The 14,963-nt window shown below is 67.4% G+C and carries 14 protein-coding genes; 7 read left to right on the top strand and 7 right to left on the bottom strand.

Annotation, left to right across the window (positions count from 1 at the left end):
• Positions 1-126 precede the first annotated feature (126 nt).
• The gene (locus tag ACE3TH_RS04345) at positions 127-669 is read left to right on the top strand and encodes a hypothetical protein (RefSeq protein WP_374597696.1); all 543 of its coding nucleotides are present in this window, start codon (positions 127-129) and stop codon (positions 667-669) included.
• Here the strand turns inward: ACE3TH_RS04345 and ACE3TH_RS04340 are convergent.
• Genes ACE3TH_RS04340 through ACE3TH_RS04320 form a run of 5 tightly spaced genes read right to left on the bottom strand, consistent with a single transcriptional unit; the run spans position 659 to position 7,292 of the window.
• Positions 659-1,867, bottom strand: coding sequence for a glycine C-acetyltransferase (locus tag ACE3TH_RS04340; RefSeq protein WP_374597694.1), 1,209 nt, complete (start codon positions 1,865-1,867; stop codon positions 659-661). The two genes, ACE3TH_RS04345 and ACE3TH_RS04340, sit on opposite strands and share 11 nt — an antisense overlap.
• Before the next feature lie 31 nt (positions 1,868-1,898).
• Positions 1,899-2,801 carry a hypothetical protein gene (locus tag ACE3TH_RS04335; protein ID WP_374597692.1) on the bottom strand — a complete coding sequence of 301 codons (903 nt, stop codon included), beginning with the start codon at positions 2,799-2,801 and terminating at the stop codon, positions 1,899-1,901.
• A 34-nt stretch (positions 2,802-2,835) separates the two neighbouring features.
• A complete protein-coding gene (locus tag ACE3TH_RS04330; RefSeq protein ID WP_374597690.1) occupies positions 2,836-3,723 on the bottom strand; it encodes a 4-(cytidine 5'-diphospho)-2-C-methyl-D-erythritol kinase in 888 nt (295 codons plus the stop codon).
• Entirely contained in the window at positions 3,713-5,587 is a 1,875-nt protein-coding gene (locus ACE3TH_RS04325; protein WP_374597688.1) for a tetratricopeptide repeat protein, read from the bottom strand. The genes ACE3TH_RS04330 and ACE3TH_RS04325 overlap by 11 nt, the downstream gene beginning before the upstream one ends.
• A gap of 55 nt (positions 5,588-5,642) precedes the next feature.
• Positions 5,643-7,292: an electron transfer flavoprotein-ubiquinone oxidoreductase gene (locus tag ACE3TH_RS04320; protein ID WP_374597947.1), complete on the bottom strand. Its 1,650-nt coding sequence runs from the start codon at positions 7,290-7,292 to the stop codon at positions 5,643-5,645.
• A 197-nt stretch (positions 7,293-7,489) separates the two neighbouring features.
• Between ACE3TH_RS04320 and ACE3TH_RS04315 the strand changes: the two genes are divergently transcribed.
• On the top strand, positions 7,490-8,278 hold the full coding sequence (locus ACE3TH_RS04315) for a uracil-DNA glycosylase family protein (protein ID WP_374597686.1): 789 nt from the start codon (positions 7,490-7,492) through the stop codon (positions 8,276-8,278).
• A gap of 251 nt (positions 8,279-8,529) precedes the next feature.
• A complete protein-coding gene (locus ACE3TH_RS04310) occupies positions 8,530-10,155 on the top strand; it encodes a lytic transglycosylase domain-containing protein (protein ID WP_374597684.1) in 1,626 nt (541 codons plus the stop codon).
• 326 nt (positions 10,156-10,481) lie between these two features.
• Here the strand turns inward: ACE3TH_RS04310 and ACE3TH_RS04305 are convergent, their stop codons facing one another.
• Both ACE3TH_RS04305 and ACE3TH_RS04300 read right to left on the bottom strand, forming a co-directional pair.
• Positions 10,482-10,826, bottom strand: a complete 345-nt coding sequence (locus tag ACE3TH_RS04305; RefSeq protein ID WP_374597682.1) for a hypothetical protein — start codon at positions 10,824-10,826, stop codon at positions 10,482-10,484.
• A 94-nt stretch (positions 10,827-10,920) separates the two neighbouring features.
• On the bottom strand, positions 10,921-11,589 hold the full coding sequence (locus ACE3TH_RS04300; RefSeq protein ID WP_374597680.1) for a glutathione S-transferase: 669 nt from the start codon (positions 11,587-11,589) through the stop codon (positions 10,921-10,923).
• Positions 11,590-11,644: 55 nt separating this feature from the next.
• Here ACE3TH_RS04300 and purB point away from each other — a divergent pair, with 55 nt between their 5' ends.
• The 4 genes from purB (at position 11,645) to ACE3TH_RS04280 (ending at position 14,908) form a co-directional block, all read left to right on the top strand.
• A complete protein-coding gene (gene purB / locus ACE3TH_RS04295) occupies positions 11,645-12,946 on the top strand; it encodes an adenylosuccinate lyase (protein WP_374597678.1) in 1,302 nt (433 codons plus the stop codon).
• Positions 12,946-13,677 carry a 2OG-Fe(II) oxygenase family protein gene (locus tag ACE3TH_RS04290; RefSeq protein WP_374597676.1) on the top strand — a complete coding sequence of 244 codons (732 nt, stop codon included), beginning with the start codon at positions 12,946-12,948 and terminating at the stop codon, positions 13,675-13,677. Before purB ends, ACE3TH_RS04290 begins: the two co-directional genes overlap by 1 nt.
• The gene (locus ACE3TH_RS04285) at positions 13,664-14,221 is read left to right on the top strand and encodes a DNA-deoxyinosine glycosylase (RefSeq protein WP_374597674.1); all 558 of its coding nucleotides are present in this window, start codon (positions 13,664-13,666) and stop codon (positions 14,219-14,221) included. The genes ACE3TH_RS04290 and ACE3TH_RS04285 overlap by 14 nt, the downstream gene beginning before the upstream one ends.
• 81 nt (positions 14,222-14,302) lie before the next feature.
• A complete protein-coding gene (locus ACE3TH_RS04280; protein WP_374597672.1) occupies positions 14,303-14,908 on the top strand; it encodes a fasciclin domain-containing protein in 606 nt (201 codons plus the stop codon).
• The last annotated feature ends 55 nt before the right edge of the window (positions 14,909-14,963 follow it).

Raw genomic sequence — 14,963 nt, 5'->3', positions numbered from 1 at the left:
CTCGCTCCCATCGGTTCCGGCGCGCGGCCGGTCGTTTGCGGATGGCATAGCGCACTGCGGCCAGACCTCAAGCGTGACCTTGGGGTGAGCCGATGAACCGACACCGTCCCGAGGGATTTATCCCCCATGCACAGACTCTCCACGCGCCGCCTCATGCTCTTCCCCAGCGCCGTGTGTGCCGCACTGCTGCTGGCGGCCTGTGGAAGCGACACGGAGACTGCGCCCACGGAGCCGGAAGGACCGGCTGCTGAAGGCCCTGCGCTCGCCATTCCCGCGGCCCCGGACGAACCGTACGGCGGCGAATCCACGCCGCCGACGCCTGAGCCCTTGGCGATCACCCTGCCGCTGACCCCAGGAGTTTACGTGATGTCCGGCGAAAGCTGCGCGCGACCCTCGAATGCGGGTTTCCGTGTCTTCGACGGTCGGGGCATTAGCGGCTCCGCTACGCGCAACTGTCGGGCCACGGTGCGTGCGTCGTCGGGCGACGTCCATCAGGTAGATCAATCCTGCATCGACACCTATAGCGGCCAGCGGACGACGACGGTGCAGACGCTGACTATCCCTGACGCGCGCAGTTTCACCCAGACCGAGGACGGCGAAGCCGCAAGCTTCCGCCTATGTCCGGCCGGTGAGACACCGGGCTATCTGAAGGATCTCGTCAGCCCTTGATCACGCCCAGTTCCCGACCCGCCTGGATGAATGCCGCAACGACCTGATCGATCTGTTCGAAGGTATGCGCCGCCGACATCTGGGTACGGATGCGGGCCTGGCCACGCGGCACCACCGGGAACGAGAAGCCAATCACATAGACGCCCAGTTCCAGCAGACGGGCCGCCATGTCCTGGGCCAGCTTGGCGTCGCCCAGCATGACCGGGATGATCGGATGCTCGCCCGGTTGCAGCGTGAAACCGGCTTCCGTCATCGCGGCGCGATAGCGGGCGGCATTGGCCGTCAGTTGCTTACGCAGGGCGTCGCCCTCTTCGCCTGCGGCTATGCGGATGGCCTCCAGCGAGGACCCGCAGACGGCGGGGCTGAGGGCATTGGAAAACAGATAGGGCCGCGCCCGCTGTTTCAGCAGGGCCACGACGTTCGACTTGGCGCAGATAAAGCCGCCCATGGCCCCACCCAAGGCCTTACCGAAGGTGCCGGTGAGGAAGTCGACCTCGACCCCGTGATAGGCATAGGAGCCGCGACCCTGCGGACCCAGGAAGCCCGTGGCGTGGCAGTCGTCGACCATGATCAGGGCGTCATACGTGTCGGCCAGCGCCCGGATGTCCTTCAACTTCGCGATATAGCCGTCCATCGAGAAGGCGCCGTCGGTGGCGATGATGATGTTTCGCGCGCCGTCGGCCCGGGCCTGTTTGAGCTGGACCTCCAGATCGTCCATGTCGGAGGTGGCGAAGCGATAGCGTTTGGCCTTGCACAGCCGCACACCGTCGATGATCGAGGCGTGGTTCAGCGCGTCCGAGACGATCGCATCCTCGGCCCCGAACAGCGGCTCGAAGATGCCGCCATTGGCATCGAAGGCGGCGGCGAACAGGATGGTGTCCTCAAAGCCGAGGTAGTCGGCGATGGCCCGCTCCAGCTCCTTATGGATTTCCAGGGTGCCGCAGATGAAGCGGACCGAGGCCGTTCCCGCCCCCCATTTTTCCTGGGCCTTGATACCGGCCTGGGTGACGCGCTCGTCGCCGGCCAGACCCAGATAGTTGTTGGCGCAGAAGTTCAGGACATCGCGTCCCCCGACCTTGATCACCGGCCCCTGGCGTGAGGCGATGACGCGCTCGGGCTTGGTCAGCCCCTGCGCTTCGATATCGGCAAGCTCTGCGGAAACGCGGTCGTAAAAGGCGGCATTGGTCGTGTTGCTCATGCCGCTGTCGCTAGACGTTTTCGCGCGCGGTTTAAACCCTGCGGCTGTCCGCCCAGCGGATCAGGGCGGCGCGCGGCCAGGCGACGATCCAGGAGCGGGCGGTGTATTCGCCCTTTTCGATCAGGGCGGCGCGGGTCGGCGAACTGGTCGCGGCCCGCTGGGTGTGAATGTCACCCGGTCCCTGGTGCAGCAGAAAGGCCCCGTGCTTCAGCGGATTGACCCGCAGATAGGCCAGCCGCGGGCTGATCTGCTCCAGCGGCGGGTCGTAGAACCAGGACGAGCCCAGCATACCCGCCATCTGCGGTCGGCGCTTGCAGATTTCGGCGGCCGTCGCCCAGGCGCGATCCCAGCCCGCCTCGTTGAAGTCGGACAGTTCGCGGCTTTCGGTATGGACCTCCAGCCAAGGCTTCCAGCTCTGGGCGGCGACGTACGAAGGGATAACCGACCAGCCCCAGCCCTCGCGGGCGTGACGCAGCACCTGCCCCGGGCCCAGGGGCGAGGACAGGTCGATCATCTGGGTGCGCGCGCCCGGTACCGACAGCACAAGCGAAATCCGCACATCCTTGGCCCAGAAGTCGCGGTCATACGGATCGGCGGCAGCAGTCAGGAAATCGGCCAGTCTGCCGATCCATTCCGGATAGAGCTCCAGCGACGCCTCCGGCAGGTCGGCGGCGGCGATCCGGCCCGGCATCTCCAGCGCCCAGTGTGCGATCAGAGCGCGGCGGTGGTCGTCGGTCAGGGCAGGACCAAAGGCGGCGGCCAGCGCCTCCTCCGCCCGATGCCCCGGCTGGTCGAAATCCCAATGCGGCGCGCTGTCGGTCGCGGCCTCTGCGGTGCCGGGCGCGACGGTGGCGATCCGGGCGCGATCCTCGGCCGCGACTTTGTTCAGCACGGCCTCGAAGGCGGCGATCCAGGCGGGGCTCAGGCTGTTCATGCCTGGACCCTAGCGCACGCGGGTTTGCCGACGGTTAAGGGACAGCCAGCGTCGTCGGCATGATCCACCAATCGGGCTGCTCGCTCGCCAGTTGGCGGGCCGCGGCCTCCGCCGCTTCGCGCGTATCGAACAGGGCGAAGACCGTGGCCCCCGATCCCGACATCCGCGTCAACCGGGCTTCCGGCAGGGCAGCCACGGCCTGCAGCGCCGCACCGATCACGGGCTGAAGCGTGATGGCCGGAGCCTCCAGATCGTTTCGCTGCTCGGCCAGCCAGTCGATCACACCAGTGGCGCTCCAGTCTCCGGGCGGCGCGGGTCGTGACTCCAGCGGACGCGGTGCCGCGTCGTAGGTGCGATAGACCGCGCCCGTCGGCGAGGGCACGCCGGGATTGACCAACAGGGCAGGCAGCGGCGGCAGCTTCGGCTCGAACGTCAGCACCTCGCCCCGGCCCTCGGCCCAGGCCGAGCGCGCATGCAGACACATCGGTCCGTCGGCACCGACGACCTTGGCGATGTCGCCCAGGGCCGCATCGTCGATGTCCAGCCCCAGCAGGTCGCGCGCCAGCTTCAGCGCCGCCCCCGCATCCGACGAACCGCCACCCAGCCCGGCCGCGATCGGCAGGCGCTTGTCCAGATGAACCTGCACCGGCGGCTCGCCCGTGCCTGTCGCCTCGCCCAAGGCCCGGAGCGCGCGCAGGATCAGGTTGTCGGGATCAACGGTCAGGGCTGATCCGAACGGGCCCCCAACCGTCAACGACAGTCGGTCCGCAGGCGCGACCGAGATGCCGTCGCCGACATCGGCAAAGGCGACCAGGCTGGTCAGCGGGTGATAGCCCTCTCCGTCTACCGGCCCGACGTGCAGGAACAGGTTGATCTTGGCGGGCGCGATCGCCGTCACCGGCGTCACAACGTCAGCTGCCACCGACGACGACCGTCTGCGCAGGCGTGGAAGCGGGGCCGGTGGTCGGGTTCGCGGCTGACAGACCCTCGACCAGCTTGCGCTCGACTTCGGCCCGGCGTTCGGCATCGGGGTCCAGCGTCAAAACGCGCGTCCATTGCCATTGGGCCTCGCGCTGGCGGCCGACCTGCCAATAGGCGTCGCCCAGATGATCGTTGATCTCGGCGTTGCCGGGCTCTTTCTCGACCGCTTCCTGCAGGGTCGCGACCGCGGTCTCGTACTGGCCCTGGCGATACTGGGCCCAACCGAGCGAGTCCTGGATGTTGCCGTCCTCGGGTGCCGCGGCATGGGCGCGGGCCAACAGGGCCGCCCCTTCGTCTACCCGGCGGCCGGTATCAACCCACATATAGCCGAGGAAGTTCAGGATGGTGGCATTGTCGGGCGCGCCTTCGAGCGCGGCCAGAAGCTCGGTCTCCGCCTCATCGTGGCGGCCCAGACGTTCCAGCGCCGCCCCGCGCTGAAAACGAACGATGGGATGCTGGTCCGCCGTATTGATTGCCGGCCGGTTCAGGACGCCCAGCGCCTCTTCCGTAAAGCCCATGCCCAGCAACTGGCCCGACAGCGCCAGCGCCATTCGCGGCTGGCTTGGCGCGGCGGCATCGGCCCGGCGGAAGGCGGCCAGGGCTTCCTCCGGCATTTCGTCGCGCACGAAGCTCTCGCCGATCCCGTATTGCGCCTCGGCATAGATCAGCGGATCGGCGGGCGTCACCGCTGCAAAGGCCTCACGGGCCGGCAGTTCGCGTTCGGCCTTGGCCAGTGCCTCGCCCAGTTCATAAGCGGTCAGATTGTCCGGGCGCAGGCTTTGCGCCAGCCTCAGATAGATGATGGCCAGCTCGCTCGCCTCCGCCTGCCTGGCCCCGCCCGCGATGAAGTTCAGGGCGTCGGCCGCCAGATCGTTCAGACTGGCCAGCTCCGGTGCCCGGCCTCGCCCCGACGCGCGGGCATGGGCCGCCACGATGGCGGGGTCGGCCGGTCCGGCGGCCAGGGCCGCGTCATAGACGACGACGGCCTCGGCCTTGCGGCGGCGACGCTCCAGAAAGCCGCCATAGGCCTCGGCCGCGAACCGCGTGCCGACCGGCGTTTCCGATAGCGCCTTGTACTCCACTTCCGCCGCATCGAACTGGCGACGACGTTCCAGCAACTGCGCGCGATTCAGCCGCAGGATGAAGGCCGACGGATCCTGAGGTGCGACCACGACAGGGGCCAGGGCCGTCAGCCAGTCGCCCGCCCCCGCCGCGACGATCGGCGTCAGGAAGCGCACGCCCACACCGAAGAAGTCGGTGAATCCGCCCTGCTGGATGATGGCCTGCGCCCGTCTTGCATCGCCGCGCTGCAGCGACTGGACCACATCGGTGAACCGACCGGCCTCGGCCAGTTGCGGGGTCTGGCTGACCAGCGGGGTCAGGCGGGCCACCTCGTCCAGATCGCCCGCGAACAGGCCTTCGCGAAAGGCCTCATCAGCCAGGACAGGCTGCTCAGGGACGAGGGACTGCGCCTGGGCCAGCAGGGCCGCGCCGGTTGTGCGGTCGCCCCGGAAACTGGCCAGGCGACCCGTCAGATACAGCCCATAGGCCGACTGTCCGTCCGCCGTCGTTGGCACCGGCGACCATTCCGCGGGAATGGCGGGAGCGGTCGGGGTGTCGTCCCTGTCGATGGGTGGAGCCTCGACCACGATGGCGGGCGGCAGGACGGCGGGCTGGCCTTGCGTCGGCACTCCGGCACCGGGCGCCTCGGTCACCGGCGCGTCCTGGGCCACGACGGATGACGCCATCGTCAAGGCCACCAGGGCGCAACCGGTCGAGAGCAGGCGAAGAGAAGTCGAGATCATGGCCCGACCCTTCCCGGCTTATGCGGCAATGGCAAGGCCTCGAACCCTGCCCGTGTCACATATTCGGATAGTTCGGCCCGCCGCCGCCCTCCGGCGTCGTCCAGACGATGTTCTGGGAGGGGTCCTTGATGTCGCAGGTTTTGCAGTGGACGCAGTTCTGGGCGTTGATGACGAAGCGGGGATCGGCCTTGGCCGCCTCGTCGCCATAGACGACCTCGTAGACGCCCGCCGGGCAGTACAGCCGTGCAGGCTCGCCGTATTTGGGCAGGTTCACCCGGATCGGCACCGACGGGTCCAGCAGCTTCAGATGCGCGGGCTGTTCCTCGGCATGGTTGGTGTTGGAGATGAAGACACTCGACAGCTTGTCGAACGACAGCCTTCCGTCCGGCTTGGGATATGCGATCGGCTTGTGCTTCGAAGCCAGTTCGGTCGAGGCGGCGTCGGTCTTCTTGTGCTTCATCGTCCAGGGCATGTTCAGGCCGAAGGACGACAGCCACATCTCGGCCACGCCGAAGGCACCGCCCAGGGTGGTGCCGAACTTCGTCAGATAAGGCTTGGCGTTCCGGACCGCCTTCAGCTCCTTGTGGACCCAGCTCTTCTCATAGGCGGCCTGATACTCGACCAGGTGATCGCCCGCGCGCCCGGCCTGCACGGCGTCATAGGCGGCGTCCGCGGCCATCATGCCGGACTTCATCGCATTGTGGCTGCCCTTGATGCGCGGCACGTTCACGAAACCGGCGGAACAGCCGATCAGGGCACCGCCCGGGAATGACAATTTGGGCACCGACTGGAAGCCGCCCTCTGTGATCGCCCGCGCGCCGTAGGATATGCGGGTGCCGCCCTCCAGATGCTCGGCGATGGCCGGGTGATGCTTGAATCGCTGGAACTCGTCGAACGGCGACAGAAACGGGTTCTTGTAGTTCAGGTGCACCACATAGCCGATGGCCACGTAGCGGTCGCCGAAATGGTACATGAAGCTGCCGCCGCCGGTGAACTCGTCCAGCGGCCAGCCGGTGGTGTGCTGGGCCAGGCCCGGCTGGTGCTTCTCGGCCGGCACCTGCCACAGCTCTTTCAGGCCAATGCCGAACTTCTGGGGCTCGGCGGTGTCGCACAGGTTGTGGCGGGCCATGATGGTCTTAGCCAGAGAGCCGCGCACGCCCTCGGCGATGAAGACATATTTGCCATGCAGTTCGATGCCCGGCTGGAAGTCGTCGGTCGGTTTGCCCTCGCGATCGATGCCGAAGACGCCCGCGACGACGCCCTTCACCCGGCCCGACGGCTCGTCCCAGACCACGTGGCTGGCGGCCATGCCGGGATAGACCTCGACACCCAGGGCTTCGGCCTGCTCGCCCAGCCAGCGCGACACATTGCCCAGCGAAGCGATGTAGCAGCCGTCATTGTGCATCATCGGAGGCAACAGCATCATCGGCAGCGACGCCTGACCTGCCGGGCCCAGCACCATGAAGCGGTCCTCGGTGACCGGCGTCTCCAGCGGCGCGCCGCGTGCCTTCCAGTCGGGGAACAGTTCGTTCAGCGCCTTCGGGTCAATGACCGCGCCCGACAGGATGTGGCCGCCGATCTCGGCCGACTTCTCCAGAACGGCGACGGTGATTTCCTTGCCGTCCTTTTCCGCCCGCTGCTTCAGGCGGATAGCGGCGGACAGCCCGGCGGGGCCACCGCCGACGATGACAACGTCATACTCCATGACCTCGCGCTCGACGCCGGCCAGGGCCTCGTTGGCGGGCAGTTTGTCGATGATCGCGTCTTGCCAAGCGTTGGTGGCACCGCCTTCGATCACGTCTTCGGCCATGGGATTTCCTCGCGGTCGGTATGGTCTTGTCGTTTTCCGCTTATCGGAAGGTGACGCAAGGGTGGTCAAGGACTATCGCTAGGACCGAGCCCATGACACCCGCCGCCCTGGACATTGCCGCCACCGAAAGTCTGCTCGCCTTCTGGCGCGATGCAGGCGTGGACGCCTGCTATGAGGATGCGCCGGTCGACCGCACCCATGTGGAACTGCCGCCTGCCCGCAAGGCGGTGCTGAAGGCTACCGCGGCCGTCGTGGCCGCCCCCGACAGTGCCGAATGCGCCCAGCAGGCCCGGGCCCTGGCCGCCGAGGCCATGACGCTGGACGCCCTGGTCGCGGTCGCCGCCAGTTTCGACGGCTGTGGCCTGAAACGTCAGGGGGCCCGCCAGGCCGTGGTCGGTTCCGGGCCGAATGACGCCGACCTGCTTGTCATCGGCAATGCGCCGGGCGAGGCGGAGGACAGCTCGGGCGAGGTCTTCGCCGGGCGGGCGGGCCGGATGTTCGACCGCATGCTGATCGAATCGGGACTGGCCGAGCGGACGTGGAAGATGAACAGCGTCTTCTGGCGGCCGCCCGGCGACCGCGCCCCGGCACCGGAAGAGCAGGCCGCCTGCCTGCCGTTCCTAGAGCGGGCACTGGAAATCCTGAAGCCGCGCGCCGTTCTGCTGCTGGGGGCGGCCCCGGCCAAGGCCGTGCTGGGGGCAGGCGGCAATGTCATGGGTCTGCGCGGCACCTGGCAGGGCTGGCGGCTGCACGAGGGGGCAGTATCGGCTCCCACCCTGGTCACTCTGAGCCCGGCCTTTTTGCTGAAACAGCCCCAGGCCAAGGCACTGGCCTGGGCCGACATGCTGGCGCTGGCGGCGCGTCTGGACACAGCGGAGTGAACCGCTCGCCCGTCAGGCGACTCAAATCCGCCCGATTCTCGTAACAAGTTGACATCAGGCGTGAGGGCGAGTGTCCTCAGGCCCGACGACCGAACGAATAGCGTGCGCCCACCCCGGATCGAGACGGGTCGGGGATGCCGCTCCCAGGGGGGCCGCCTGTGCCAGTATCTTTGCGACGCGCTTTTCTTGCGCCGACGTTCGCCATTGCGCTTTTAGGCCTGACGGGGCTAGCGCATGCCCATGCCACCGGAGTGCCCTATGCCGCCGCCATTACCGTGTCGGTCGAGGGCGAGGGCGAAACCCGCCGTCCCTCCGCGCTCAGCGCCGCCGACCGCCTCAGCTACACAACCGCCTTCGATGCCCTGCGCCGCGGCGACATCAATCTGGCTCGCGCCTCGGCGCGCCAGGCCCAGGACCGCGTCCTGCTGGGCCAGGTCGAGTTCGAAAGCCTGTTCCACCGCGACCACGTGGCCACCTATGACGAGCTGGCGGCCTGGCTGGAAAGCTATTCGGACCTTTCGATGGCGGACCGGGTCTATAATCTGGCGATGCAGCGTCGCCCGGACGGTGCGCCCGAGCCGCGTCGCCCGGCCAGCGCGATGCGCACCTGGACCAGCCTGATCGCCGCTGGCGGCAACCGCGAGGCCGATCCCGCCCGCGCCGCCCGCGTCGCCCTGAACCGCGACGACCTGCAAGGGGCGGTGTCGCTGGGCAATCAGATCGGCGACTGGTGGACGGTCGGCCTGGCCCAGTATCGGCTGGGCGACTATGGCCCCGCCATCGAGGCGTTCGAGCGCGTCTATGACGACCCGACCGAGGATGCCTGGGTCCGCGCCGGGGCCGCCTTTTGGGCCGCCAAGTCGGCGGGCATGGCCGGTCGCCAGAACCGCATCCAGCCCAATCTGCGCAGAGCCGCCCAGTGGCCCGCCACCTTCTATGGCCAGATCGCCCTGCGCCAGTTGGGCGAGGAACCGGCCATCGAAAACATGGGCCCGGTCCCCTACTCCGCCGTCGCCAATGTGCGTCAGACTTCTTGGGCCGGGGACGACACCTCCGACATCGACAATGCCGAGATGGAGGCCTTCCTGCGGGAGGACGCCCAGGCGCGGCGCACCCTGGCCTGGCTGGAGGTCGGGCGGGGCTCCGAGGCGCGCGAGGAATTGCGCACCGGCCTGCGCGGCGCGATCACCGAGCGGGGCCGCAGGCTGTGGGGTGCCCTGGGCCGGATGATGGGTCCGCGTCTGGGTGGCCGCGACGACGAGGCCCGCCGCATCAATGCCGACCGTTTCCCCCAGCCGGTGATCGAACCCGCCGGTGGCTTCACCATCGAACGCTCGCTGGTCTATGCGATCGCGCGCAAGGAAACCGACTTCAACCCCCGCGCCAGATCAGCCGTCGGAGCCTACGGCCTGATGCAGGTCATGCCGGCGACGGCGGCGGAACTGTCGGGCGACCGGGGCCTGATCAGCAGCCCGGACCGCCTGTTCGACCCCAATCTAAATGCCCAGCTGGGTCAGGCCTATGTGAACAAGGTGCTGGCCATGCCGGCGATCAACGGCGACCTGCTGCGCGCCACGGCCTCCTACAATGCCGGGCCCGGGCCGATGGTGGCGGCGGTCCGCAAGCTGGGGCCCAATGCCGATCCCCTGCTGCTGATCGAGACGATCGACGTGCCCCAGGCCCGTGAATATGTCGAAAAGGTCGTGGCCGCCTACTGGATCTATCAGCGGATGAACGGGCGGCCGCTAAACACTCTGGATGCCGTGGCCTCGGGCGCGTCCCTGGTGCCGCTCAGCCTGGACTATGTGGCCCCGCCACCGATGCCGGCCCAGCCGGTCGACTATGCCCAGGCCCAGGTGCCTGCGGGCAGCCAGTAAGCCGGTTCTAGATCACGCTCGCCAGCAGAAGCGCCGGCAGGCAGCAGGCCACCACGATCAGCAGCCCATAGACCATCAGGCTGGGGCGACGGGCGGCGGGCTGAGGCACGGGGACGGTCATGATGACACCTGAACGCGGAAGCGTTGCGAAGGTGCCAGCCTAGCGTGACCCTCTTAAGGCGGGGTTTGTCGGTGGGGTTAATGCTTAGCTTGGGGCCAATGGTAGATTGGGAAGGCGAATGGGCATGGCTGCCGCCAAAGTTGTATTTGCGGCTAAGACTCACGACTCCTATCGCCCCATCGCGGACGTTACCGAAAAGCCGCTTTCAGTCCCAAGGTTTCGAGGAAAAGGCCTGAATGACCTCCGCCGATCGTCTGCGCAGTTCGGCCCAGACGGGATCATGATCGATCAGATCGGAAATGTTGGAGCGGTCATACTGGTCCAGAAAACTGCCTGCACCGTCCAACGTAGCGGTAAGGGCTGCAACAGCGTCCCGTTGGCGAGAAGTCGTAGGCAAATGCTTGGCATTCATCATCTCGCAGAAGCGATCGGCGTCGATGAGTAACTCCTCAGGGAGGAGATACTCATCCTCGCTGGCGTGAACGATCCATCGCTCCTGCGCATCCTTCGACGCAAGGTCTTCCAGTAGGGCGAGGGGCGGCTCAGACATGATGGGAGCGTAGTCTAGGTCCTCACAAGGTCAACGTCCGCTTTCCCCCATCTCAGACATAAACCGATCCCGCTTGCTGGCGTGGCCGCCGCTATCATCCCACCTCCGCCGCGCCCATCCGGCTCCATTCCAGAAAGTCCGGCTGAGCCAGCAGGGTCTCGCAGTACTCGGCCGCCGTCCCGTCATCCCCATGCGCCGCCAGGTCGATCTGGTAGTGCCGAAACCGCGTCGCCACCGGGGTGAAGAAGGCGTCGGGGATGGACCATTCGCCGAACAGGTATGGCCCGCCCTGGCCGAAGCGGGCGCGCATGGTGCGGAAGATCTCGACCAGGCGGCGCACGTCGGCGGCGACCGCTTCGCTGGTCGGGGTCGGGGCCCGGTCGGGGCCGACCATGGTGTGGATCACGCCCGCCGCGTCCGGCCCCATGCCGCATTCGCTGCGCAGGGCCATGAAGGATGAATGCATCTCGCACGCCACCGACCGCGCCAGCCAGCGGGCGTGGGCGTCCGCGGGCCATAGCTTGGCGTCCGGATACCGCTCGGCGCACCAGACGCTGATGGCCATGGAATCCCAGATCGTCTCGCCATCCACGACCAGCAACGGCACCTTGCCCGACGGCGACACCCGGTCCAGTTCCTCGCGATAGCCGGGGCCATACAGCGGCACCTCGCGCAGCGTGAACTCGGCCCCACACCGCTTCAGCACCAGCCAGGGCCGCAGCGACCAGGTGGAGAAGGCGATGTTTCCGACAATCAGTTCCATGGTTCGCTCCTCGATTCCTTGACAGGCTTGCTGCCGACAGCCTTTAGACGCCCCCATGATCACGCGCTATTCCCGCCCCGCCGCCGTCGCCATCTGGTCGCAGGAGACCAAATACCGGATCTGGTTCGAGATCGAGGCGCATGCGGCGACCAAGATGGCCCAGCTGGGCACCATCCCAGCCAGCGCGGCAGAGGCCATCTGGGCCAAGGGCAAGGACGTCACCTTCGACGCCGACCGCATCGACGAGATCGAGCGCACCACAAAGCATGACGTCATCGCCTTCCTGACCCATGTGGCCGAGATCGTGGGCGAAGAGGCCCGCTTCCTGCACCAGGGCATGACCTCGTCCGACGTGCTGGACACCTGTTTCGCTGTGCAGCTGGCGCGATCGTCGGACCTGCTGATCGAGGGCGTCGAGCGGGTTCTGGCCGCGCTGGAGACACGGGCCAAGGAGCACAAGTTCACGCCCTGCGTCGGTCGCAGCCACGGCATCCATGCCGAGCCGGTGACCTTCGGACTGAAACTGGCCGGCTATCACGCCGAGTTCCAGCGGGCCAAACGCCGCCTGCTGACGGCGAAAGAAGAGATCGCCACCTGCGCCATCTCCGGCGCGGTCGGCACCTTTGCCAATGTCGATCCGGCGGTGGAGCAATATGTGGCCGATCAGATGGGTCTGGCGGTGGAGCCCGTCTCGACCCAGGTCATCCCGCGCGATCGCCATGCCGCCTTCTTTGCGGCCCTGGGCGTCGTGGCCAGCTCGGTCGAGCGGCTGGCCATCGAGATCCGCCATCTGCAGCGCACCGAGGTCCTGGAGGCCGAGGAGTTCTTCGACAAGGGCCAGAAGGGCTCGTCGGCCATGCCGCACAAGCGCAACCCCATCCTGACCGAGAACCTGACCGGCCTGGCCCGTCTGGTCCGTTCGGCCGTGACGCCCGCGATGGAGAACGTCGCCCTTTGGCACGAGCGGGACATCAGCCACTCCTCGGTCGAGCGCGGTATCGGGCCGGACGCGACCATCCACCTGGACTTCGCCCTGCACCGCCTGGCCAGTGTGGTCGAGCGGCTGAACGTCTATCCCGAGAACATGCAGAAGAACCTCGACCTGCTGGGCGGGCTGGTTCACTCCCAGCGCGTCATGCTGGCCCTGACCCAGGCGGGTGTCAGCCGCGAGGACGCCTATGCCGCCGTACAGGAGAACGCCATGAAGGTCTGGCGCGGCGAGGGCCGGTTCCTGGACTTCCTGAAGGCCGACGCCCGCGTGACCCTGCCGACAGAACAGCTGGAGGCCCTGTTCGACGTCGGCTACCACACCAAACACGTCGACACCGTCTTCAATCGGGTCTTCGGCGCGGGCTGATGGGCAGTCCGCCGATTCGCCTCAATCCGAACCTGGATGTCGCGGCGGCGGCCGAAGCCTATCGCCGCGACGGCTGGGTGCAGGTCGCAGATGTGTTCGAGGCCGAGACGGCGGAGTATCTGGCAAAGATGTTGGAGACCGGCATCGACTGGGATCTGGCCTTTCAGGGCGACGATGGCCGGCCCGCTGTCCTGACCCGCCAGCAGGTCGTGGCCCAGGGTGATGCCGCGCTTCAACAGCAGCTGCGCGGAATGATGACGCGCGCGGGTACGGGATACGGCTTTCTGTACCTGACCTATCCCCTGATCACGGCCTATCTGACCCGGCGCGATCCGGGCCATCCGGTGCACGCCATCACAGAGTTTCTGAACGACGCCTTCGTGCAGTTGGGCATCGCGATCACAAAACGGGCCGGCATCGTCAAGGCGGACGGCCAGCTGACCCGCTACCGGCCCGGCGACTTCATCGGCCTGCACAACGATGTGGGGTCCGAGGCCAGCGACCGGCTGGTGGCCTATACACTGGGCCTGACCCGCCACTGGCGGGCCGACTGGGGCGGGCAGTTGCTGTTCCACGATGCGGCGGGTGATGTGATCCGGGGCCACGCCCCGCGCTGGAACACCCTGACGCTTTTTTCGGTGCCGCAGTATCATTCGGTCGCGCCGGTCGCGGCATATGCGCAAGCGCCGCGCCTGTCCGTCGTCGGCTGGTTGAGAAATGCCGGGCGCTGAGGCGTCCGCTCGCAAGCGCGCCTTCGATCCCGTCGTCGATGCGAACACCCGCCTGCTCATCCTGGGCAGCCTGCCGGGCGAAGCATCGCTGAAGGCCGGTCAGTATTACGCGCATCCACAGAATGGCTTCTGGCGGTTGATCGGCGGCATCATCGAGCAGCCGGATCTGGCGACCCAGCCTTACGCAGACCGGCTCGCCATCCTGAAAGCGCATGGCGTCGGCCTGTGGGACGTGATCGCCGAGGCCGAGCGGATCGGCAGTCTGGACATCGCAATCCGACTGCCGCGCCATGCCGATCTGAAGGGCCTGATCGCGGCCCTGCCCCGGCTCGAAGCCATCGCCTTCAATGGCGGCAAGGCGGCCCGCGAGGGCGCGCGGGTGCTGGGACCGGAGACCGGAAGCCCCATCCGACTGACCCTGCCATCGTCCAGCCCGGCCATGGCACGTCCTCTGGCGTGGAAGACGGAACGCTGGGCCATTCTCAGCCCCTTCGTCCGCCCGCCGGACGCCGCACGCGATCACATGTCGCACCCGAAAACGTGATCGATCGCGCATCCTTTTGATCGCTCGTTCGTCTCTCTGCCCGACGCCGTCATTCGAGCGGCGGATCAGGAGAGAACGCCGATGAATACCCGTATGATCGCCATGACCGTCGCCTCGGTTGCCGTAATGGGCCTGGCCGCCTGCAACAATGCCGAAACCACCGAGCCCGCCACCGACGCCATGTCGGCCGAAGGCGCGATGGCGCCCGCCACAGACGCTGCTGCACCCGCCGCCGCCACCGGCACCATCGTTGCCACCGCCCAGGGCAACAGCGACTTCAGCACCCTGGTCAGCGCTGTCCAGTCCGCCGAACTGGTCGACACCCTGAACGGTGCCGGCCCCTTCACCGTGTTCGCCCCGACCAACGCCGCTTTCGAGAAGGTTCCGGCCGCCACGCGTGAGACCCTGATGTCGCCGGCAGGCAAGGCCGATCTGACCAAGATCCTGACCTATCACGTCGTTCCCGGTAACGTGACGGCCGCTGCTCTGACGGAGCAGATCACGGCCGGTGGCGGTTCCGCCACCCTGACCACCGTTGAAGGCGGCACCCTGACGGCCCGCGCCGGTGCTGACGGCTCCGTCACCCTGACCGACGAGAAGGGCGGCACCGCCCGCGTCGTCCAGACGGATGTGGCCGCGACCAACGGTGTGATCCACGCCATCGATACGGTCGTGATGCCGAACTAAGTCCTCCCCGGACAGCAGAAAGGGCCGCCCCGGAAACGGAGCGGCCCTTTTTCAT

The sequence above is a fragment of the Brevundimonas sp. genome, assembly GCF_041919755.1.
GTDB lineage: Bacteria > Pseudomonadota > Alphaproteobacteria > Caulobacterales > Caulobacteraceae > Brevundimonas.
Note: the sequence above shows the minus strand (reverse complement) of the source record. Positions and strands in the feature narration are given on the sequence as shown.

Excerpts from the sequence above, each read along its gene's own strand:
- ACE3TH_RS04285 (WP_374597674.1), top strand. The coding sequence starts at position 13,664 with ATGCCGGGCGCTGAGGCGTCCGCTCGCAAGCGCGCCTTCGATCCCGTC.
- ACE3TH_RS04315 (WP_374597686.1), top strand. The coding sequence starts at position 7,490 with ATGACACCCGCCGCCCTGGACATTGCCGCCACCGAAAGTCTGCTCGCC.
- ACE3TH_RS04305 (WP_374597682.1), bottom strand. The coding sequence starts at position 10,826 with ATGTCTGAGCCGCCCCTCGCCCTACTGGAAGACCTTGCGTCGAAGGAT.
- ACE3TH_RS04335 (WP_374597692.1), bottom strand. The coding sequence starts at position 2,801 with ATGAACAGCCTGAGCCCCGCCTGGATCGCCGCCTTCGAGGCCGTGCTG.
- ACE3TH_RS04345 (WP_374597696.1), top strand. The coding sequence starts at position 127 with ATGCACAGACTCTCCACGCGCCGCCTCATGCTCTTCCCCAGCGCCGTG.
- ACE3TH_RS04340 (WP_374597694.1), bottom strand. The coding sequence starts at position 1,867 with ATGAGCAACACGACCAATGCCGCCTTTTACGACCGCGTTTCCGCAGAG.
- ACE3TH_RS04325 (WP_374597688.1), bottom strand. The coding sequence starts at position 5,587 with ATGATCTCGACTTCTCTTCGCCTGCTCTCGACCGGTTGCGCCCTGGTG.
- ACE3TH_RS04320 (WP_374597947.1), bottom strand. The coding sequence starts at position 7,292 with ATGGAGTATGACGTTGTCATCGTCGGCGGTGGCCCCGCCGGGCTGTCC.
- purB (WP_374597678.1), top strand. The coding sequence starts at position 11,645 with ATGATCACGCGCTATTCCCGCCCCGCCGCCGTCGCCATCTGGTCGCAG.
- ACE3TH_RS04280 (WP_374597672.1), top strand. The coding sequence starts at position 14,303 with ATGAATACCCGTATGATCGCCATGACCGTCGCCTCGGTTGCCGTAATG.
- ACE3TH_RS04290 (WP_374597676.1), top strand. The coding sequence starts at position 12,946 with ATGGGCAGTCCGCCGATTCGCCTCAATCCGAACCTGGATGTCGCGGCG.
- ACE3TH_RS04300 (WP_374597680.1), bottom strand. The coding sequence starts at position 11,589 with ATGGAACTGATTGTCGGAAACATCGCCTTCTCCACCTGGTCGCTGCGG.